We start from the raw sequence: 17,586 nt of genomic DNA on the forward strand, positions 1-17,586 counted from the left end.
GGGGATTTCTGTGAGGGGAGGGGTGGCGATAAAGTGAGCGATTGGTCGGCCGATGGCTTTGCGTGCCGTTTCGGCGGTGATTTTGGCTGACAAGGTGATAAAATCGGGCGGATTGGAAGAGGAAAACCCATGCCCCGTATTACTCGCAGTGCCCTGGTGATGTTCAGCGCCGAACAGATGTTCCGGCTGGTCAACGACGTTCACGCTTATCCCGAATTCTTGCCCGGTTGCGTCGGTAGCCGCGTCCATGAGACCGGCGAGGATTACATGACCGCCTCGGTGGACGTGGCCAAGGCGGGCATCGCCAAGACCTTCACCACTCGCAACCGGCTCGATGCCAACCGCGCCATCAAGATGGAGCTGGTGGAGGGGCCCTTCAAGACGCTGGCGGGCTGGTGGACCTTCACCCCGCTGGACGTGGATGCCTGCAAGGTGGAGTTCGATCTCGACTTCGAATTCACCTCCAAGCTCATCGAGCTCGCCTTTGGCCAGATCTTCCGCGAGCTGGTGGGCTCCATGGTGCTGGCCTTCTCCAATCGCGCCAAGGTGGTGTACGGTGTCTGATCTGCTCAATATCGAAGTGGCCTATGCCCTGCCCGAGCGGCAAACCGTGCTGCGCATCCGGGTGGCGCCGGGCACCAGCGTGCTGACCGCCATCGAGCAGTCCGGCATCCTCGGCAAGCACCCGGAGATCGATCTCGCGGTCAACAAGTTCGGCATCTACAGCCGCCCGGTCAAGGGTGGCGAGGCGGTGCAGGACGGGGATCGCATCGAGATCTACCGCCCCCTGATCGCCGATCCCAAAGAGATGCGCAAGAAGCGGGCCGAGAAAGCCAAGGAAGAGGGGCGTGCCGACGTGGTGACCGGCGGGCGGCCCGACGTGCATCGCAAGCGGGACGATGCCGAATAGGGCTTGATTAAGCGCATTTCTGCAGCATAAACGAGAGGCGCCATGGCGCCTCTTTGTTGTTTTATGCTGCTGTATATGGATGGGCGGCAGGTTGTCGCCGTGTCAGCTCGTCTCTACAGCGCAAGCAGCTGCTCGTTTTCCACCGTCTCGACACCGCTCTGCTGCTCGGCGAGCACCGCCATGGCATGGGCGACCTGACGTGCCTCGATGGCGCGCCAGCGTCTGAAGCGCCCGCGCAGCAGGGGCTTTATCAACGGGTAGATGGCCTGGAAGAACTGCTCGGAGGCGCGCGGCGGCTGGCGATCCCCGAGCAGCATGGCGGGGCGCACTATGGCGAGCCGCTGCCACTCCTGGGCCAGCAGGGCCTGCTCCATCTCCCCCTTGGTGCGGGGGTAGAGGGCGGGGGAACTCGGGTTGGCGCCCAGGCTCGAGACGACGATGAGGCGACGGCAACCGTGACGGCGGGCGAGGGCGGCGAAGGCCAGCACATAGTCGTGATCAACCCGGCGAAACGCGGTATCCGAGCCTGCGTCCTTGCGGGTGGAGCCGAGGCAGCAGAAGGCAAGGTCGACGGGGGCGGGCAGCTCAGTGTTCTCCAGCCTATCAAAATCCACCGGCAACCAGTGGCGGTTCGGGGCAGGTTCCCCCGGCTTGCGACAGAGCAGGGTCAGCTCATGGGCAGCTCCGAGCTGGCGAACGAGCTCCCGGCCGATGAGGCCGGTGGCCCCGGCGATCAGAACTTGGCTCATGACTCTCTCCGGTGTGGGACTGATACGTGTCTCTTAGCATGGTGCCGCAGGCGGGCTCTTGCCCCTCGATGACGCATCGGTCGCCATAGTGCATAAAACAAAACCGGCCTTGGCCGGTTTTGTGGGAGATCAGAGCGGGGTGGTGAAGGCCGCCGGGAGCGGGAAGTCACCGGTGGCGGTGGAGAGGCGGTCGCCGACGAAGTTCAGGGTCAGCTCCTTGCGCTCCTTGTCACCACGGCCCGGCGTGAACTCGTAGAGGTAGTACCAGGTATTGGGGTCGAAACCGTCCCGCAGCATGGGCGAGCCCAGCACGTACACGACCTGCTCGTGGGTCATGCCCTGACGCAGCTTGTCGACCTGTTTTTGTTCCACATAGTTACCCTGGGGAATATCGATACGATAGACCAGGCTGCAACCGGACAGGGTGAGGGCGGTCAGGGCCGCGGCAATCAGGTGTTTCATCCGCATATCGAGTTCAGATCATCCATACAGTCTTTTTAGCTCGGCAAATCATACCCACTCCCTGTGCGGAAGTAAAAAGTCATTGATCCACCGGCCAATAAAAAGGGCCGCATGGCGGCCCCTGGCACAGGACGTCGACTCACATGGCGGCGCGGAAGATATCGACTATCTCGGCGTGGCTCGCCTGTTTCGGGTTGGTAAAACCGCAGGCGTCGTTGAGCGCATTGGTCGCCAGCACGTCGAAGTCATCGGCCTTGACCCCGAGTTGCTCCAGACCGGCCGGGATCTTCACATCCCGCGCCAGCTGCTGGATGGCCCGGATGGCCGCGGCGGCGCCCTCTGCGTCGCTCATGGCGCTCACGTCCACCCCCATGTGATGGGCCACGTCCTTGAGGCGAGCGGCGCTCACCTGGGCGTTGTAGGCCTGTACGTGGGGCAGCAGCACCGCATTGCAGACACCGTGGGGCAGGTCGTAGAAGCCGCCGAGTTGGTGCGCCATGGCGTGCACATAGCCAAGGCTCGCGTTGTTGAACGCCATGCCGGCCAGGAACTGGGCATAGGCCATCTGCTCGCGGGCATGGAGATCATCCCCCTGTGCCACCGCAGTACGCAGGTGCTTGGCGATGAGCCCGATGGCCATGATGGCGCTGGCATCGGTGACCGGGGTGGCGGCGGTGGAGACATAGGCCTCGATGGCGTGGGTCAGGGCATCCATGCCGGTGGCGGCGGTGAGGCCGGCGGGCTTGGCCAGCATCAGCTCGGGGTCGTTGACCGACATCAGGGGAGTGACGTGCTTGTCGACGATGGCCATCTTCACGTGACGGGCCTCGTCTGTGATGATGCAAAACCGGGTCATCTCGGAGGCGGTGCCGGCGGTGGTGTTGATGGCAATCAGTGGCAGCTGTGGCTTGGGAGAGCGATCCACCCCTTCATAATCCTTGATGCTGCCCCCGTTGGTGGCCACCAGGGCGATGCCCTTGGCGCAGTCGTGGGGGGAGCCGCCGCCGAGCGAAATCACGCAGTCACAGCCGTGTGCCTTGAGCATAGCCAGACCCGCCTCCACGTTGGTCATGGTGGGGTTGGGCTTGGTCTCATCAAATACCTGGCTCTCGATGCCGTGCTCCGCCAAGAGCTTGGCGACCCGGGCCACCACGCCTATCTGGTTGAGGACGCGATCGGTGACGATCAGTGCCTTGCGATAACCATGGCCCTGGATATCGACGGCGGCCTCTTGCAGGCAGCCTGCCCCCATCAGGTTGACGGCGGGAATATAGAACTTGAATGTTGCCATGATGAACTCCGTAACTTAGCCATTTAGTAGTAGTTTGGCGGCCAAGATAGCAGCGTCGTCGCCACCAGGCAGGGTTCGATGGTATCTGTTTTACAACTTTGTGGACTCGATCGCGCTCTTGTTGACGGAGGCCAGCGAAGGCTTGACAAGGGCCGGGAACAGGGGAGTAATGGAAAAACGTTTTTCAAGAAATTCATCAAGTTAGAAAACGTTTTGCAACGAATTCGTCACTGTCAATGCGTGAAAGTGTGAGTTGCCTCAAGGATTTGGAAAGCGCTTTCGACCATAGTTGCGCCTTCCCGAATGAGGGGAAAACAGGCTTGAAAATTACATAAAGAACCATCTTAACTGCACGCTGCCATTCGCTGGCGGGGCGCAACCAGGAGTCCACTATGTCTGATGTTTTTCACTTGGGTTTGAAGAAAGCTGATCTGCAAGGCGCCACCCTGGCGATCGTTCCCGGTGACCCCGAGCGCGTCAAGCGCATCGCAGAACTGTTGGACAACCCAGTACACCTGGCCAGTCATCGTGAGTTCACTACCTGGCGTGGCGAGATGGGCGGCACCGCCGTCATCGTCTGCTCCACCGGTATCGGCGGCCCCTCTACCTCCATCGCGGTGGAAGAGCTGGCTCAGCTGGGTATCCGTACCTTCCTGCGCATCGGCACCACAGGTGCCATCCAGCCGCACCTGAACGTGGGCGATGTCATCGTCACTACCGGTTCCGTGCGCCTCGACGGTGCCAGCCTGCACTTCGCGCCGATGGAATTCCCGGCCGTTGCCGATTTCGAGTGCACCACCGCACTGGTCGAGACCGCCAAGGAGCTGGGCTCCAAGCTGCACGTGGGCGTCACCGCCTCCTCCGACACCTTCTACCCGGGTCAGGAGCGTTACGACACCTATTCTGGCCGCGTGGTAAATCGCTTCCAGGGCTCCATGAAGGAGTGGCAATCCATGGGCGTGCTGAACTTCGAGATGGAGTCTGCCACCCTGTTGACCATGTGCGCCAGCCAGGGTCTGCGTGCCGGTATGGTGGCGGGCATCATAGTCAACCGCACCCAGCAAGAGATCCCGAGTGCGGCCACCATGGCAAAAACCGAATCTGATGCGATCAAGATCGTGCTGGGTGCCGCCCGCAAGCTGATCTAATCGCGGCTCTTGTCACAAGAGCTCCGAGTGGGGGGTGGGGGCCGTTGCGAAAGCGCGGCCCCTATCTTTATCTGCCGTTTGTGAAAAATACCTGTCGTTCGTCCTGCCTTCTGCCATCCATTCTTTATTTCTTCTGCCGTATCCGAGCTGACAGACATATCTCGCTGTTACAGGTTCGCCGGATGGAGAGGTCCAGTTGCTGTTACCTGTCCTCATCTCTTCTGAATCCAATGAGAAGAAGTTCGTACAGCTCGCCGTCATAGGATCGCCGCTTATCGGGTGGAACAAGCCTGTCTGCTGTTCCCGGCCGTCACCCCTTTTGAGCCATCAGAAGGGGCTAGCACACCTCGCTACCACGGGCTCGCCGCTCACTGGGTGCACAAAGTCCAGGGCGCAGGCGTGCAGCATCAGCCTGGGCGTTCGTTCGGTGCCCGGTGGCAGCAGGCCGCCATAGAGATCGCAGCCGAGGATGGGGTGGCCCAGCAACTGGCAGTGGATGCGCAGCTGATGAGTGCGGCCCGTCTCGGGGATGAGTCGCACCCGGGTCAGGGGCAGCGACTCGCCGCTGTCACTCTGGCGCAGGAAGCGCTCTTGCACTCGATAGCGGGAGCGGGCGGGTTTGCCGCTGGCGGCGCAGATCTTCATCAACGGAAACAGGGCCGGATCCTTGGCGATGGGGGCATCGATCAGTCCCTCATCTTCGGCCAGATGGCCGCAGAGCAGGGCCTCGTAGGCCTTGGTCACGGTGCGCTGGCTGAACTGCTGGCACAGGAGGGCGTTGATGGCCTTGTTTCTGGCGATCACCATGAGGCCGGAGGTACCAAAGTCGAGGCGGTGGATCAGGGTACAGCCGGGGTACGCCTGCACCAGCCGATAGTGCACCGAATCGAGGTTTTGCGGGTGCTTGCCGGAGAGGCTGAGCAGGCCACTCGGCTTGTTGATGAGCAGCAGGTGCTCGTCCTCGAACAGGACCTCGATGTCGGCATGGCAAGGGGGGGCGATAAAGGTATCGACGATGACGGACATAGGGCTTTGGCGCTGGAAATGGCAGGGGATCATACAAGAAGCCGGAGCCCGGGGCGAGCCGGCACTCGCGGTTCGGCGCACTCGCTGGCAAGTGCTTGATTCATCAGGCGGAGGCGGTTTTGTGACTCCCCCCTGAGTTAATCTTCCCCTCCCTTGCTAAGGTATGGCTCCCTGTTGAGTCGTAAGGAATCTGTTCATGACGTTGCCCGTTATTCTCGATTGCGATCCCGGCCACGATGATGCCATCGCCCTCATACTGGCGCTGGCGAGCCCGGAGCTGAAGGTACTGGCGGTCACCACCAGCGCGGGCAACCAGACGCCGGACAAGACCCTCAACAACGCCCTGCGCATCCTCACCCTGCTCGGACGCCACGACATCCCGGTGGCGGCGGGGGCCCCCAAGCCCCTGGCTCGCGAGCTCATCATCGCCGACAACGTGCACGGGGAGTCCGGGCTCGATGGCCCAAGGCTGCCGGATCCCGGCTTCGCTCCCCAGGCCATGACGGCGCTGGAGCTGATGGCCAGGACCCTGCGCGAGAGCCCGGAGCCCGTGACCCTGGTGCCGACCGGGCCGCTTACCAATATCGCCCTGCTGCTGGCCGCCCACCCGGAGCTGTACCCCAAGATAGCGCGCATCGTGCTGATGGGGGGCGCCGCCGGGGCGGGCAACTGGACCCCGGCGGCGGAGTTCAATATTTATGTGGATCCGCAAGCGGCCGATATGGTGTTCAAATCCGGTCTTCCCATCACCATGTGCGGGCTGGATGTGACTCACCAGGCCCAGGTGATGGACGAGGATATCGAACGGGTGCGCGCCATCCCGAACCCTGTGGCCAGGTGCGTCGCCGAGCTGCTCGATTTCTTCATGATCTACCATCGCGATCCCAAGTGGGGTTTCCTCGGTGCGCCTCTGCACGATCCCTGCACCATCGCCTGGCTGCTGGCGCCTGGGCTGTTTAATGGGGTAGATTGCTGGGTCGGCATCGAGACGCAGGGCACCCATACTGTGGGAATGACGGTGGTGGACCGCTATGGCCTGACCGGGCATGCCGCCAACGCCCATGTCTTGCTCGGGCTGGACAGAGAGGGCTTCATCGACCTGCTGGTGCAGCGTCTGCAGGCCTTTGGCCAGGAACAAGGGTGAATGGAGAAGGGACGGGGAATGGTAAAGAAGACGCTGGCACTGCTGGTTTGTGCGCAACTGACGGCCTGTGCCAGCCCGTTTGAAACTATGTGGCAGGGGTTGGCGACCTGCGAGCTCGACGACATCCGTCTCGACAGCGAGACGGGGGCGCCCGTCTATCCGCTGCTCAAGAGCTTCACCCCGGACAAGACGACCGATGGCTTCGCCTGGTACAAGACCCACCAGGAGCTGCATGGCCTGCCCATCACGGGTTTTCTCATCCCGACCTCGACCTTCGAGGTGCACGCCCTGTTTGTCGATACTCCCATCGCCAACGCGCGCCGGTTGACCCACAACGCCTATGGCAGCGAGTTTAGCGATGAGGAGAAGCACAATCGGGGAGAGGCGCCCTTGCTGCTGCGCGATCCCAACAACCCCAAGCGCTCCATCATCGACTGCACCAAGGGGGAATCCGATGAACCCCTGCCGGAGGAGCCGTTCCCGGAATAGGGCGCAGTGCCAAACAGGAAATAGAGAGGGGAGCCATGGCTCCCCTCTCTTTTCATCTCTGAATGGCTAGTCCTGCGTCCAATCATCCAATCATCAGGGATAACCGAGGGTTCCCTTGATGACGGGCAGATTGGCGGCGATCCAATCCGGGTTGATGGGCCCCCAGTCGCTGATGCGATAGTGCCCCTGCAGGTGGCGCGCCCCTTCCGTCTGCTCGAAGGAGCAGAGGATATCGAGCTCGGCCAGGGCCGCCAGGGTGTCCTGGGCGGTGCGCCTCGGCATGCCGGTCGCCGCCATGATGGCGGGGACAGTGTCCGTGCCCGTCTTGATCAGGTGGGCCACGTACAGGCGACGGTAGAAGCTCGATCTGGTCTTGCTCGGCTCACTCATGACTGACCCCCGAGGGTGTGCGACTGACTCATATCTCATCTTCCAGACGGTCGAAGTAGCGCCAGGTCGCTATGGTGGCCTTGCCCATCACCAGGGCCCAGAGGCCGAACCAGAACCAGCGGAAGAAGCTCCAGGTGGAAGTATCGGGCTGGGCGGTCTCAATCTTGGTGACGTTCGGGAACAGGGAGAACATGTTCACGCGCCAGCCGTAGGAGGTGATGATGGCCAGGCGTTTCTCGAACTCCATGGACTTGGCCTTGGCCTGCACGTCGGCGGCGTTGAACTTGAAGTAGAAGGGCCAGCCCCACAGGGTATCTTCGTTGCGAAACACCCGGATCTTCTCGCCGGGACGCTCGGTGTAGATGTAATAGACATCCACTGTGGGGCCGTCAGCCGGGTTCTTCTGGCTGATGGGGCCATCCTTGTCGGTGCGCTTCACCTCGACCCCTGTGATGGTGGCGATGGTGTGCTCCGGCAGGTAGTAGTCGAGCCAGAGCGCGGAGAGCAGGGCGATGAGGCCCAGCATGATAAAGGCGGGTTTCTTGAACTTCAGGCTCATGGTGTTCTCTAGGTGAGGGGAAGTGACGTGCCTCTACAATACCCATATTTGCCAATAGAGCCCAGCCCCTAATGGCGCCTAATGTTCAAAAAGCCGTTTAAAACGCGGTCGGCTATCGTACCGGGCTGGCTGGCTTGACCCGCAGATGGGCACGCATGCGCCCCCCGTGATGACCAGCCGCTTGCCCCTGTCGATGACCCCTTTTGATGGTGGTCATCCCACCGGCTGCGTCAGCTTCTGCGCAGATGGCGGCGTGAGCGGGCGATCGCCGATTGTTTGACCAAGCAGGGGATTGGCCGGGCTCTGATGGCGCAAATCGGCTGGCTGAACCGGTTTTTTCTTGTGTGAAAAGTGGCGGATGGGCAAGATTGAAGGCTTGTTACCATGGAGGTGTAGTGTGTCCCACTGGATTGATCCTGCTATTCTGGCGCTGTTTATTCCCACGTTCTTCTTTGTCTCCGTCACCCCCGGCATGTGCATGACCCTGGCCATGACCCTCGGCATGAGCCTGGGGGTGCGCCGCACCCTGCACATGATGTGGGGGGAACTCATCGGGGTCGGCCTGGTGTCCGTGCTCTCCGTGGTGGGGGTGGCGGCCGTCATGCTCAACTACCCGGCGCTGTTCTCGGCCTTCAAATACGTGGGGGGCGCCTATCTGGTCTGGCTCGGCATCCAGATGTGGCAGGCCAAGGGCAAGATGGCCATACCGGCGGATCTCTCCGCCGGCCAGCAGACCAAGCCGCTCGGGCTGGCGCTGCAGGGCTTTGTCACCGCCATCGCCAACCCCAAGGGCTGGGCCTTCATGGTCTCCCTGCTGCCCCCCTTCATCAATGCGGCCAAGCCGATGGCGCCGCAGATAGGTGCTCTGGTGACGCTTATCCTGGTCATCGAATTCAGCTGCCTGCTGCTCTACGCGAGCGGCGGTCGCACCCTGCGCCACTTCCTCGCCAAGAGCGGCAACGTCACCCTGATGAACCGCATCGCCGGCTCCCTGATGCTGTTTGTGGGCGTCTGGCTGGCCTTCGGCTGAGAAGCTGTTCACGATCTTACTGCGAGGCCGTGATCAAGGCTCATATGCTGCTCGGAATCCTCGTGTGTCTATACACACTCCGGTTCCTGCGCTGATCTTCACCTTGCTGACAGCCTCTAGTGACAGGTCGTGAACAGGTTCTGATAGCCATCACCATGCAAAAAGGCCACCTGCAATAGGTGGCCTTTTTCGTGGGCGGGTGGTGACTTGGCTAGTCGGTCAGGCAGTCCGGATCGAACACATATTCTCCCGCCAGCCAGCGAAGTATCTCGTTCACGCAGACCTGATCCTGGAACGGTAGGTAGCGGGCCTTGAGATGAGCCTGCTGCTCCTGGGTGAGCTGGGCCAGGCCTATGTCCTGGAACAGGGGCAGGTCGGCCTGGATCATGGCGGAGATCTGCGGGCCGCAGGTGGCGTTGAGGGAGGCGTGCAGCGCCTTGTCCGGATCGTACTGCTTGCCGAGCTTGTAGCTCACCGGCAGGGTGGCCAGCGGCAGCACGGAGAGCGCCGCCTGCTTCATGGGGTTGACCGCGTGGCCCGCCACCAGGTCGCCGAGCTCGGTGCGGTTCTCGAAGGCGCGCAGGTGCAGGAAGCTGCTGGCCTTGCTGCCGTCGTTGACCGGGTAGTTGTCCCACAGGAAGGGCTTGCGGTGCAGCCAGTCGGCGGCCTGCTTGAGGTGTGCCGCCGGGTACTCGCTTGAGCAGACCTTGGGGCCGGTCCAGAAGATGTCAAAGCGCTTGTCCAGCCCTTGCCCCAGATCCTGCAGATAGTGAGGCGGCATGGCGCCAAACACCTTCTCCAGCACCGGATCCGTGGAGTAGTAGCTGGGGCAGAACAGCAGCCGGCTGGCCTGGCTGTGGGCGGCGATGTCGTGGGCTATGGTGAGCTGCCAGTGGGCGAGATCCGGGGTGTCCCCCTTCATGTCATCGAACAGCACCGCCAGAATGTCCGGTTGCAGCGCCTCGTCGATGAGCCGCACCTTCTCCAGCAGGGCCGCACGCTTGTGTGTGTAGTCGTGATGGGCGCCCATGGGGCTCAGGCCCACCCCGAAGGCGAGGCCGTTGTCCCGGCACTGCTGGGCGAGGCGGCGCAGATCGTCGAGTTGCTGCGCGGGCCATGGCTGGGCCCAGTGCTTGCGCAGATAGCCATCTTCCTTGGGGGCATAGATGTAGAAGCCGTAGCCGTGGCGGGGCAGCCACTGGGCGTAGCGGGCGCGGGCCTCCCAACTCCAGCCCTTGCCGAAGAACCCCTCGATGAGACCCAGCTTGGGAGAGGGAGGATACAGACCAGACAACAGTGTTTGGTAAGGCATAATCTACTCCCTATTTACTGAATACCTGCCTGTTGTCTTGCTACAAGGCGACAGGTTGGATGCATATGCTGCCTGATGGCGGCCTTGGTATGAAAAAATGCCGCTCTCTACTCTCAATCTGACTCGTTTGCTGACGTCTCGCAAGTCGTAAACCTGCGTCGGACGTCATCGCCACTGAGTCAGGCGAGCGTGTTAAACCGGGTCTTCCTCCAGGAAGCGCACCCCTATCTTGCGGGGCTCACCCTCTTCCATCTCCGCCACTGTCCAGAGCAGGCCCTGCCAGGCGAAGTGGTCGCCGACCACCAGATTATCGCCCAACTGACCGGCGATAAAGTCGCCGAGGCTCTGATCTGCCACCTCGCTCACATCCAGCCCGTACAGGGGGGCGAGATCAACCAGCTTGGCGGCTGCCTCCAGCAGGAAGTCGCCGAAGAAGCGCGGGCCCAGATCCTGCTCGGGGGCCTGGCTGAACAGCTGGCCGAGGGCGGGGAGATCGCGCTCGTGACCGATGACGCAGAGGATGTCATCGGACTGCAACCGGGTACTGCCCGAGGGGTGCAGCAGCTCCTGGCCCCGAAACAGGGCGCAGATGCGGGTGCCTTCCGGCATGCGCAGCTCGCGCAGGGGGGAGCCGATGCACCACTTCTCATCGCTCAGGCGATAGACGAAGGTCTCCCACTGGCTGTCGAGATCGATCTCGAGCCCCGAGCGGTTGATGGGCGAGGGGGGCGCCGGCACCTCGACCCGCGCCAGGCGCGAGGCGAGCGGCAAGGAGCTGCCCTGCAAGATGAGGGAGACCAGCACCACGAAGAAGGCGACGTTGAAGTAGAGCTGGGCGTTGGGCAGCCCCGCCATCATGGGGAAGACCGCCAAGATGATCGGCACGGCGCCGCGCAGCCCCACCCAGGAGATGAACCAGCGCTCCCGGGGGGCGAAGTTTTTAAAGGGCAGCAGGCCAATCCAGACCGAGATGGGGCGGGCGAACAGTATCATCCACATCGCCAGGGCCAGGGCCGGCACCGCGATGGGCAGCAGGTTGCTCGGGGTGGCGAGCAGCCCCAGCACCAGGAACATGCCGATCTGGCTGAGCCAGGTCAGGCCATCGAGCACAGACAGGGTGGTGCTGCGGCTGCGCAGGGAGAGGTTGCCGAGCAGCAGGCCGGTGAGGTAGATGGCGAGGATGCCGCTGCCGCCGAGCGCCGTGGTGAGCGCGAAGATAAGCAGACCGCCGCTCACGGTGAGAAGGGGGTAGAGACCGGGAGCCAGACGGGCTGTGTTGATCAGGCGCCACAGCAGCCAGCCGCCGGCGAGGCCTATGCCGGCCCCGAGGCCAAATTGTTTGCCGAGTTGTAGCAGCAGGAAGGTCCAGTCCAGCCCCTGCTGCTGGGTGGCCAGCACCTCGATCAGGGTGACGGTGAGAAACACCGCCATGGGATCATTGCTGCCGGACTCTATCTCCAGGGTCGCGCTGACCCGCTCGTTCAGGCTGCGCCCGCCGAGCAGGGAGAACACGGCCGCCGCATCGGTGGAGCCGACGATGGCGCCGATAAGCATGCCCTGCATCAGGTTGAGATCAAACAGCCAGGCGGCGGCGAGGCCGGTCAGACCCGTGGTGATCGCCACCCCGACCGTGGCAAGGGAGAGCGCGGGCCAGAGCGCGACGCGAAACGAGGAGACCCGGGTGCGCATGCCGCCATCGAGCAAGATGATGGCGAGCGCCAGGTTGCCCACCAGGTAGGCGACCGAGTAGTCGGCGAAGTGGATACCGCCGGGGCCATCCTCACCGGCCAGCATGCCGACGGCGAGAAAGATGACCAGGATGGGGATACCGACACGGGAAGAGAGCGCACTTAACAGGACACTGCATCCCACCAACAAGGCACCGATAAAGAAAAAACTGTTGATGGTGGTGGCATCCAATGGCGAACTCCTTATAGCGACCGGCAAAGCAGGCACATTATATGCAGTTTGTGCCCCCTTGTGTGGCTTAATTGTGCATTGATTTGCAGTTTTTTACATTTTCAGTGCTGTTTTTACGCAAGGAAGGCGATCGGTGTGCAGTGGGTAAAACCCAGAGGGCGAGTGACAATCGGCGCCAAGGAACAGGGCCGGTTGGGGAAGGGATCGGATGTGGGGCGCTGGCGGCGAGCAGGGGGCGAAAAAGCAAGCGGGGGCGCCAGTGGCGCCCCCGCGGGGTCGGTCAGTCGTCTTCGTCGTCTTTGACTTTCCGGATCTTGTCCTTGTATTTGGGCAGCTGCTTCTCGAGTCGTTTCATGTCCTTGATGGCATTGAGAAACAGACCGAGCAGGAACAGTAGCGGCAGGCCTATCCATAACCACAGACTCATGAATTTCTCCTCTCGCTGAGACAGGGGATGACGTCATCACTGACCAGGCGCTCGTCGAGCCGGGTCAGCATGGTCAATCTGTCTTCAATATACCCCGTCTTCACGGGTGATTCTTCTCGCGAAGACAGGGGATGACATAACGGGCCAGGATATCGTCCAGCTGGGCCAGTATGGTCTCCTTGCCTTCAATATCCGCCTGCTGCAGGCAAAGCGCCAGCGCATCTGGATCCAGTCTCTGCTCTTCGGACTCCAGCCGGAAGCTCAAGTGCCAGGGCTCATAGGCGACCCCGCAACCTGCGCCACTGAGCTGGGCATAGGGCAGGAAGAAGCCGAAGTCGTTCATGTGATCCCCGAGCCAGGCGCTCAGCTCGCCAAACCAGCCTCCCTCCTCGTACTCCCAGGGCTCCAGCGCCAGCTTGGTGGCGGCGGGCAAACAGTCCGGATCATAGATGTCCAGATCCGTGCCCCAGTGGTGGCGACTGGTGCCGGGCAGGGCGCTCCAGCGCAGGATGGCGTGCAGCCGCTCTGTCTCGTCGAGTTGCAGCGCATCCAGCGGCTGGCCCCTGGCGTCCAGCAATGGCCGCTCGCCGCGCCACTTGCCATTCCAGATGGCGAGCTGGCGATCGAAGCCGCGCCAGCTGGAGGCGGGTTGCAGGTTGTGACCCTCGTAGGCGGCGGCCACCTGCATATCGTTGAAGGCTGCCGCGGTGGCGACGGTCAGGCGATGGGGGCCGCGCCCCAGCAGGATGAGGTGGCTGTCATCTTGCCCCAGCAGTTGATCCTGGGTCATGGCAGCAGCCGCTCCAGCACCCCTTGGTACATGTCGGCCAGGAGATCCAGGTCCTCGGCCTTCACGCACTCGTTCACCTTGTGGATGGTGGCGTTGACCGGGCCCAGCTCGATGACTTCGGCGCCGGTGGGGGCGATGAAGCGCCCATCCGAGGTGCCGCCCGTGGTAAGCAGGGCCGGGCGCTGGCCGTTGACGCTCTCGATGGCGGCCACGGCCGCGTCCAGCAGGGCGCCTGTGTCGGTCAGGAAGGGCTGGCCGGAGAGGGTCCATTTCAGTTCAAAGTCTAGCCCGTGACGGGTCAGCAGGGCCTCGACCCGCTCGCGAATGACGGCGTCGGTAAGCTCTGTGCTGAAGCGGAAGTTGAACTGGACGTGCAACTCGCCGGGGATGACGTTGGAGGCGCCGGTGCCGGCCTGGATATTGGCAATCTGGAAGCTGGTGGGGGGGAAGTAGGCGTTGCCCTCATCCCAGACGGTGGCGGCCAGCTCGGTCAGGGCGGGGGCCGCACTGTGGATGGGGTTGTCCGCCAGATGGGGGTAGGCCACGTGGCCCTGCACCCCGCGCACCAGCAGATCCCCTGTGATGGAGCCGCGGCGGCCGTTTTTGACCACGTCACCCACCTCGTTGGTGGAGGAGGGCTCGCCGACGATGCACCAGCGGATCTTCTCGTCTCTCGCCTCCAGGGTCTCTATCACCCGGACTGTGCCGTTGATGAAGGGACCCTCTTCATCGGAGGTGATGAGGAAGGCAATCGATCCGGAATGATCAGGGTTGGCGGTCACGAAGCGCTCGGCAGCCACCACCATGGCGGCGAGGGAGCCCTTCATGTCGGCGGCGCCGCGGCCGTACAGCACGCCATCCTGGATGGTCGGCTCGAACGGCGGCGTGTGCCACTTGTCGAGCGGTCCGGCCGGCACCACGTCGGTGTGACCGGCGAAGCAGAACAGGGGCCCTTCGGTGCCACGGCGGGCCCACAGGTTGGTGGTGTCTTCAAACACCATGGGTTCGATGACGAAGCCCAGGCGCTCGAGGCGCGCCGCCATCAGGGTCTGGCACCCCTCATCCAGGGGAGTAACTGAGGGGCGGCGGATCAGATCCTTGGCCAGTGCGATGACATCCGACATCGGCGTTCCTTAAGCGAAGAGTTTAACGAGAGAAGAGGGATTGATAGTGGTCGGCCTTGAAGCCGAGATGCAGCTCGCCGTCCTTGTCCAGCAGCGGGCGCTTGATCATGGCCGGTTGGGCCAGCAGCAGGGCGCGGGCCTTGTCGTTGTCGAGCCCCTGTTTTGCCTCGTCCGGCAGGGCACGGAAGGTGGTGCCACGGGTATTGAGCAGGGCTTCCCAGCCGAGGCGCTCGAGCCACAGATCCAGCTCGGCAGGCGCCAGGCCATCGGCCCTGTGATCGTGAAAACGGTACGGGACGCCGGCCTCGTCCAGCCACTTGCGGGCCTTATTGATGGTGTCGCAGTTCTTGATGCCATAGAGGGTGGTGGCCATGGGGATCCTTAAATCGCGGGGCCAGTGGCCCTCAATGCAAAGGCGTGAGATCACGCGAAGCCCCGATTCTGGCATTCCGATCCCGCGATGGCAACGGCGACGCCCCGCCGCCGGCGTTTTTCTGTAGTGGCTCCCACTGCCTTGCGTCAAGCCTGAAACACAAAACGCGCCAGGAGGCGCGTTTTGTAGCATGTCTGCTCGATTTATCGGCTTATGGCGAGAGGGGCCACTGGTAGTCGAATACCCGGGCACGCTCCCAGGGAGCGTTGGGGAGGCTGGAGGAGAGGCCGGCGTACTTGCCCACGTCGTCCACGACTATGGCGGAGAGGGTCGGCAGCTCGTGCTCGGTGCAATACATGCGGATGCGCTGCAGCAGGGTGCGCAGCTCGTCCTGGCTGCCCTCCAGCCCGGCCTGTTTGGCCAGCTTGGAGTAACGAATGGTGGTGCGCTCCTTTGCAGACTCGATGAGGATGTCCCACAGCTTGTAGTCGCAATTGGTGCTCTCTACGGTGGCCAGGTTTGTCATAACTCTCTCCGGTGCGAAATGGTCGCTCTGTGTCGATGGGCATCTTGGCCAGTTCAACCGCGCTGGATGTTGATCCAAAGCAAAAAAAGTTGAGGTTGTTGGCTTGGGTGCTACGTAACTGGATTTTAGTACGCAGTAACTGGTTTTAAAGGCTGTTTTTTGTGATTTGAGTGGAATTTAATGCTGTTGATGTGCGTTCAAGCAACCTTTATTGATAGGGATCAATAGGAAAGCCCGGCCTCACCACTAGATTTCGCACCTCGATAACCTTATCAGGAGCGCATTTTGGAACTCTTATTCGTCTTGTTCGTGCTGATGGCCGTGGTCTACGGCATCGTCAAGGACTATAACCCCCAGGCCGTGCTGGCGCTGGCGGGGATGAGCCTGTTCACCCTGGCCTACTGGCTCGGGCTGCACCCCATACTGCCCGCCGACAAGAGCACGGGGTTTGCCCTGTTCGACCTGTTCGAGGTGTTCAAGGGGATCTTCTCCTACCGGGCGGCCGGGCTTGGCCTCACCATCATGGCGGTGGCGGGCTTTGCCACCTACATGTCCCATATCGGCGCCTCCCAGGCCCTGGTGCGGGTGGCGGTCAAACCGGTGGCGGGGATCCAGTCCAGCTACCTGATGCTGGCCATCTGCTACCTGGTTGCGGTGTTCGTCTCCCTGTTCGTCACCTCAGCCACTGGCCTCGGCCTGTTGCTGATGGTCACCATGTACCCTGTGATGCGCAACCTCGGCATCAGCCCGGCCTCCGCCTGTGGCGTCATCGCCACCTCCCAGGCGTTCGAGATTGGCCCGACCCAGACCAACGCCATCTTCTCCGCCGGCCAGTCCGGCATGGATCCGACCAGCTACTTCGTGGATTACCAGATCTGGCTGGTGGCCCCCATGCTGCTGGTGACCATGGTGCTGCACTTCTTCTGGCAGCGGCACTGTGATCGCAAGGATGGCTGGGATCCGGCCCAGCACAGAGGCGATCACGCCGAGCTCGACGAGCAGGGCACCGACGAGGTGAAGGCGCCGACCTGGTATGCCCTGCTGCCCATCATCCCCTTCGTGCTGATGATGACCTTCTCCAAGCTCCTGGTGGCAGACATCAAGATGAGCGTGGAGGTGGCCATGTTGCTGTCGGTGTTTATCGGCATGCTGTGTGAGCTGTTGCGTAGCCGTTCGGTGCGCACCTCCTTCGCGGGGCTCTCGAGCTTCCTCGACGGCATGGGCAAGGTGTTCGGCCCTGTGGTGGCGCTCATCGTCTGCGCCGAGCTGTTTGCAGAGTCCCTCAAGGCCATCGGCGCCATCGATACCCTGCTCCATTCCGCCAGCAACGCCGGCATCGGCAGCGGCCTGATGACCCTGGTGATGGTGGGCCTCATCATGGTGGCCGCGGTCATCATGGGCTCTGGCAACGCCGCCTTCCTGAGCTTCTCTACCCTGGCTCCCGCGGTGGCGGCCAAGTTCGGGGTGCCGGCGGTGACCATGTTGCTGCCCATGCAACTCGCCTCCAGTATCGGGCGCAGCATCTCCCCCATCGCGGCCGTGCTGATCGCCTGCGCCGGCATCGCCAAGGTCTCTCCCTTCGTGGTGGTGAAGCGCACCAGCGTGCCCATGGCGGGTGCCCTGCTGACCGCGCTGGCACTCAACTATCTGCTGTTTATGTAATCAGCTGGCGGACGGCCCTGGCCGTCCGCTCTTTTCACTCGGCTATTGAATGGCGGGTTCCGCCTTGCCATGGAGACGATGATGACAAACTCACGCAACGATTTTTCCCTGGACGACTATCTGGCGAACCTGGCGCCGCTGATCAACCTCGATTGCGGCACCCGCACCCCGGCCGGGGTGGCCAAGGTGGCCGATATCATGACCGAGAAGTATCAGGCCATCGGCTGGCAGGTGGTGCGCCATCAGTTCGCCGA

At 62.4% G+C, this 17,586-nt stretch carries 20 protein-coding genes and 1 pseudogene; 8 read left to right on the forward strand and 13 right to left on the reverse strand.

What is annotated here, in order from left to right:
- Positions 1-129 precede the first annotated feature (129 nt).
- Positions 130-564: an SRPBCC family protein gene (locus CUC44_RS13150; protein WP_100860383.1), complete on the forward strand. Its 435-nt coding sequence runs from the start codon at positions 130-132 to the stop codon at positions 562-564.
- Positions 557-910 carry an RnfH family protein gene (locus tag CUC44_RS13155; RefSeq protein ID WP_100860384.1) on the forward strand — a complete coding sequence of 118 codons (354 nt, stop codon included), beginning with the start codon at positions 557-559 and terminating at the stop codon, positions 908-910. The genes CUC44_RS13150 and CUC44_RS13155 overlap by 8 nt, the downstream gene beginning before the upstream one ends.
- Before the next feature lie 113 nt (positions 911-1,023).
- Here the strand turns inward: CUC44_RS13155 and CUC44_RS13160 are convergent, their stop codons facing one another.
- The 3 genes from CUC44_RS13160 to yiaY all read right to left on the reverse strand — a co-directional run bounded on the left by CUC44_RS13160 (position 1,024) and on the right by yiaY (position 3,412).
- On the reverse strand, positions 1,024-1,659 hold the full coding sequence (locus CUC44_RS13160; protein WP_100860385.1) for an NAD(P)H-binding protein: 636 nt from the start codon (positions 1,657-1,659) through the stop codon (positions 1,024-1,026).
- Positions 1,660-1,788: 129 nt separating this feature from the next.
- Complete coding sequence (locus CUC44_RS13165; protein WP_100860386.1) at positions 1,789-2,127, reverse strand: outer membrane protein assembly factor BamE; 339 nt, start codon at positions 2,125-2,127, stop codon at positions 1,789-1,791.
- 133 nt (positions 2,128-2,260) lie between these two features.
- Complete coding sequence (yiaY, locus tag CUC44_RS13170) at positions 2,261-3,412, reverse strand: L-threonine dehydrogenase (RefSeq protein WP_100860387.1); 1,152 nt, start codon at positions 3,410-3,412, stop codon at positions 2,261-2,263.
- Between the two features lie 392 nt (positions 3,413-3,804).
- Between yiaY and udp the strand changes: the two genes are divergently transcribed.
- Positions 3,805-4,560 carry a uridine phosphorylase gene (gene udp / locus CUC44_RS13175; RefSeq protein ID WP_100860388.1) on the forward strand — a complete coding sequence of 252 codons (756 nt, stop codon included), beginning with the start codon at positions 3,805-3,807 and terminating at the stop codon, positions 4,558-4,560.
- 327 nt (positions 4,561-4,887) lie between these two features.
- Here udp and CUC44_RS13180 read toward each other — a convergent pair whose 3' ends face one another.
- Complete coding sequence (locus CUC44_RS13180) at positions 4,888-5,619, reverse strand: RluA family pseudouridine synthase (RefSeq protein ID WP_208621069.1); 732 nt, start codon at positions 5,617-5,619, stop codon at positions 4,888-4,890.
- A gap of 163 nt (positions 5,620-5,782) precedes the next feature.
- Here CUC44_RS13180 and rihA point away from each other — a divergent pair, with 163 nt between their 5' ends.
- Both rihA and CUC44_RS13190 read left to right on the forward strand, forming a co-directional pair.
- The gene (rihA, locus tag CUC44_RS13185) at positions 5,783-6,730 is read left to right on the forward strand and encodes a pyrimidine-specific ribonucleoside hydrolase RihA (RefSeq protein ID WP_100860390.1); all 948 of its coding nucleotides are present in this window, start codon (positions 5,783-5,785) and stop codon (positions 6,728-6,730) included.
- Between the two features lie 18 nt (positions 6,731-6,748).
- Positions 6,749-7,219 (forward strand): hypothetical protein, encoded by a 471-nt coding sequence (locus CUC44_RS13190; RefSeq protein WP_100860391.1) that lies wholly within the window; start codon positions 6,749-6,751, stop codon positions 7,217-7,219.
- A gap of 93 nt (positions 7,220-7,312) precedes the next feature.
- Here the strand turns inward: CUC44_RS13190 and CUC44_RS13195 are convergent, their stop codons facing one another.
- Positions 7,313-7,609 carry a winged helix-turn-helix domain-containing protein gene (locus tag CUC44_RS13195; protein WP_100860392.1) on the reverse strand — a complete coding sequence of 99 codons (297 nt, stop codon included), beginning with the start codon at positions 7,607-7,609 and terminating at the stop codon, positions 7,313-7,315.
- A gap of 28 nt (positions 7,610-7,637) precedes the next feature.
- Positions 7,638-8,168: a DUF1523 family protein gene (locus CUC44_RS13200; protein ID WP_100860393.1), complete on the reverse strand. Its 531-nt coding sequence runs from the start codon at positions 8,166-8,168 to the stop codon at positions 7,638-7,640.
- Positions 8,169-8,565: 397 nt separating this feature from the next.
- Between CUC44_RS13200 and CUC44_RS13205 the strand changes: the two genes are divergently transcribed.
- On the forward strand, positions 8,566-9,198 hold the full coding sequence (locus tag CUC44_RS13205) for a LysE family translocator (protein WP_050719364.1): 633 nt from the start codon (positions 8,566-8,568) through the stop codon (positions 9,196-9,198).
- Between the two features lie 211 nt (positions 9,199-9,409).
- Here the strand turns inward: CUC44_RS13205 and CUC44_RS13210 are convergent, their stop codons facing one another.
- From CUC44_RS13210 to CUC44_RS13240, 7 genes are all read right to left on the reverse strand, one after another.
- A complete protein-coding gene (locus tag CUC44_RS13210; RefSeq protein ID WP_100860394.1) occupies positions 9,410-10,510 on the reverse strand; it encodes a beta-N-acetylglucosaminidase domain-containing protein in 1,101 nt (366 codons plus the stop codon).
- A 192-nt stretch (positions 10,511-10,702) separates the two neighbouring features.
- Positions 10,703-12,430, reverse strand: a complete 1,728-nt coding sequence (locus tag CUC44_RS13215) for a potassium/proton antiporter (RefSeq protein ID WP_100860395.1) — start codon at positions 12,428-12,430, stop codon at positions 10,703-10,705.
- Between the two features lie 280 nt (positions 12,431-12,710).
- Positions 12,711-12,857: a hypothetical protein gene (locus CUC44_RS13220; RefSeq protein WP_100860396.1), complete on the reverse strand. Its 147-nt coding sequence runs from the start codon at positions 12,855-12,857 to the stop codon at positions 12,711-12,713.
- Positions 12,858-12,957: 100 nt separating this feature from the next.
- Positions 12,958-13,647: a M15 family metallopeptidase gene (locus CUC44_RS13225; RefSeq protein WP_100860397.1), complete on the reverse strand. Its 690-nt coding sequence runs from the start codon at positions 13,645-13,647 to the stop codon at positions 12,958-12,960.
- On the reverse strand, positions 13,644-14,771 hold the full coding sequence (dapE, locus tag CUC44_RS13230) for a succinyl-diaminopimelate desuccinylase (protein WP_100860398.1): 1,128 nt from the start codon (positions 14,769-14,771) through the stop codon (positions 13,644-13,646). The genes CUC44_RS13225 and dapE overlap by 4 nt, the downstream gene beginning before the upstream one ends.
- A 22-nt stretch (positions 14,772-14,793) precedes the next feature.
- Positions 14,794-15,144, reverse strand: coding sequence for an ArsC family reductase (locus CUC44_RS13235; RefSeq protein ID WP_100860399.1), 351 nt, complete (start codon positions 15,142-15,144; stop codon positions 14,794-14,796).
- Positions 15,145-15,355: 211 nt separating this feature from the next.
- On the reverse strand, positions 15,356-15,670 hold the full coding sequence (locus CUC44_RS13240) for a hypothetical protein (protein ID WP_208621070.1): 315 nt from the start codon (positions 15,668-15,670) through the stop codon (positions 15,356-15,358).
- 285 nt (positions 15,671-15,955) lie between these two features.
- Here CUC44_RS13240 and dcuC point away from each other — a divergent pair, with 285 nt between their 5' ends.
- Positions 15,956-17,332 (forward strand): C4-dicarboxylate transporter DcuC, encoded by a 1,377-nt coding sequence (gene dcuC, locus CUC44_RS13245; RefSeq protein ID WP_100860401.1) that lies wholly within the window; start codon positions 15,956-15,958, stop codon positions 17,330-17,332.
- 81 nt (positions 17,333-17,413) lie between these two features.
- Positions 17,414-17,586, forward strand: a pseudogene (locus CUC44_RS21320) (M20 family metallopeptidase); the annotation flags it as partial.

The organism is Aeromonas lusitana (assembly GCF_002812985.1).
In the GTDB taxonomy this organism is placed as follows: Bacteria; Pseudomonadota; Gammaproteobacteria; order Enterobacterales; family Aeromonadaceae; genus Aeromonas; species Aeromonas lusitana.

Bases quoted from the DNA above. Each gene is read 5' to 3' on its own strand.
- CUC44_RS13150 (WP_100860383.1), top strand. From the start codon at position 130: ATGCCCCGTATTACTCGCAGTGCCCTGGTGATGTTCAGCGCCGAACAG.
- CUC44_RS13160 (WP_100860385.1), bottom strand. From the start codon at position 1,659: ATGAGCCAAGTTCTGATCGCCGGGGCCACCGGCCTCATCGGCCGGGAG.
- CUC44_RS13165 (WP_100860386.1), bottom strand. From the start codon at position 2,127: ATGCGGATGAAACACCTGATTGCCGCGGCCCTGACCGCCCTCACCCTG.
- yiaY (WP_100860387.1), bottom strand. From the start codon at position 3,412: ATGGCAACATTCAAGTTCTATATTCCCGCCGTCAACCTGATGGGGGCA.
- udp (WP_100860388.1), top strand. From the start codon at position 3,805: ATGTCTGATGTTTTTCACTTGGGTTTGAAGAAAGCTGATCTGCAAGGC.
- CUC44_RS13180 (WP_208621069.1), bottom strand. From the start codon at position 5,619: ATGATCCCCTGCCATTTCCAGCGCCAAAGCCCTATGTCCGTCATCGTC.
- rihA (WP_100860390.1), top strand. From the start codon at position 5,783: ATGACGTTGCCCGTTATTCTCGATTGCGATCCCGGCCACGATGATGCC.
- CUC44_RS13190 (WP_100860391.1), top strand. From the start codon at position 6,749: ATGGTAAAGAAGACGCTGGCACTGCTGGTTTGTGCGCAACTGACGGCC.
- CUC44_RS13195 (WP_100860392.1), bottom strand. From the start codon at position 7,609: ATGAGTGAGCCGAGCAAGACCAGATCGAGCTTCTACCGTCGCCTGTAC.
- CUC44_RS13200 (WP_100860393.1), bottom strand. From the start codon at position 8,168: ATGAGCCTGAAGTTCAAGAAACCCGCCTTTATCATGCTGGGCCTCATC.
- CUC44_RS13210 (WP_100860394.1), bottom strand. From the start codon at position 10,510: ATGCCTTACCAAACACTGTTGTCTGGTCTGTATCCTCCCTCTCCCAAG.
- CUC44_RS13220 (WP_100860396.1), bottom strand. From the start codon at position 12,857: ATGAGTCTGTGGTTATGGATAGGCCTGCCGCTACTGTTCCTGCTCGGT.
- CUC44_RS13225 (WP_100860397.1), bottom strand. From the start codon at position 13,647: ATGACCCAGGATCAACTGCTGGGGCAAGATGACAGCCACCTCATCCTG.
- dapE (WP_100860398.1), bottom strand. From the start codon at position 14,771: ATGTCGGATGTCATCGCACTGGCCAAGGATCTGATCCGCCGCCCCTCA.
- CUC44_RS13235 (WP_100860399.1), bottom strand. From the start codon at position 15,144: ATGGCCACCACCCTCTATGGCATCAAGAACTGCGACACCATCAATAAG.
- CUC44_RS13240 (WP_208621070.1), bottom strand. From the start codon at position 15,670: ATGACAAACCTGGCCACCGTAGAGAGCACCAATTGCGACTACAAGCTG.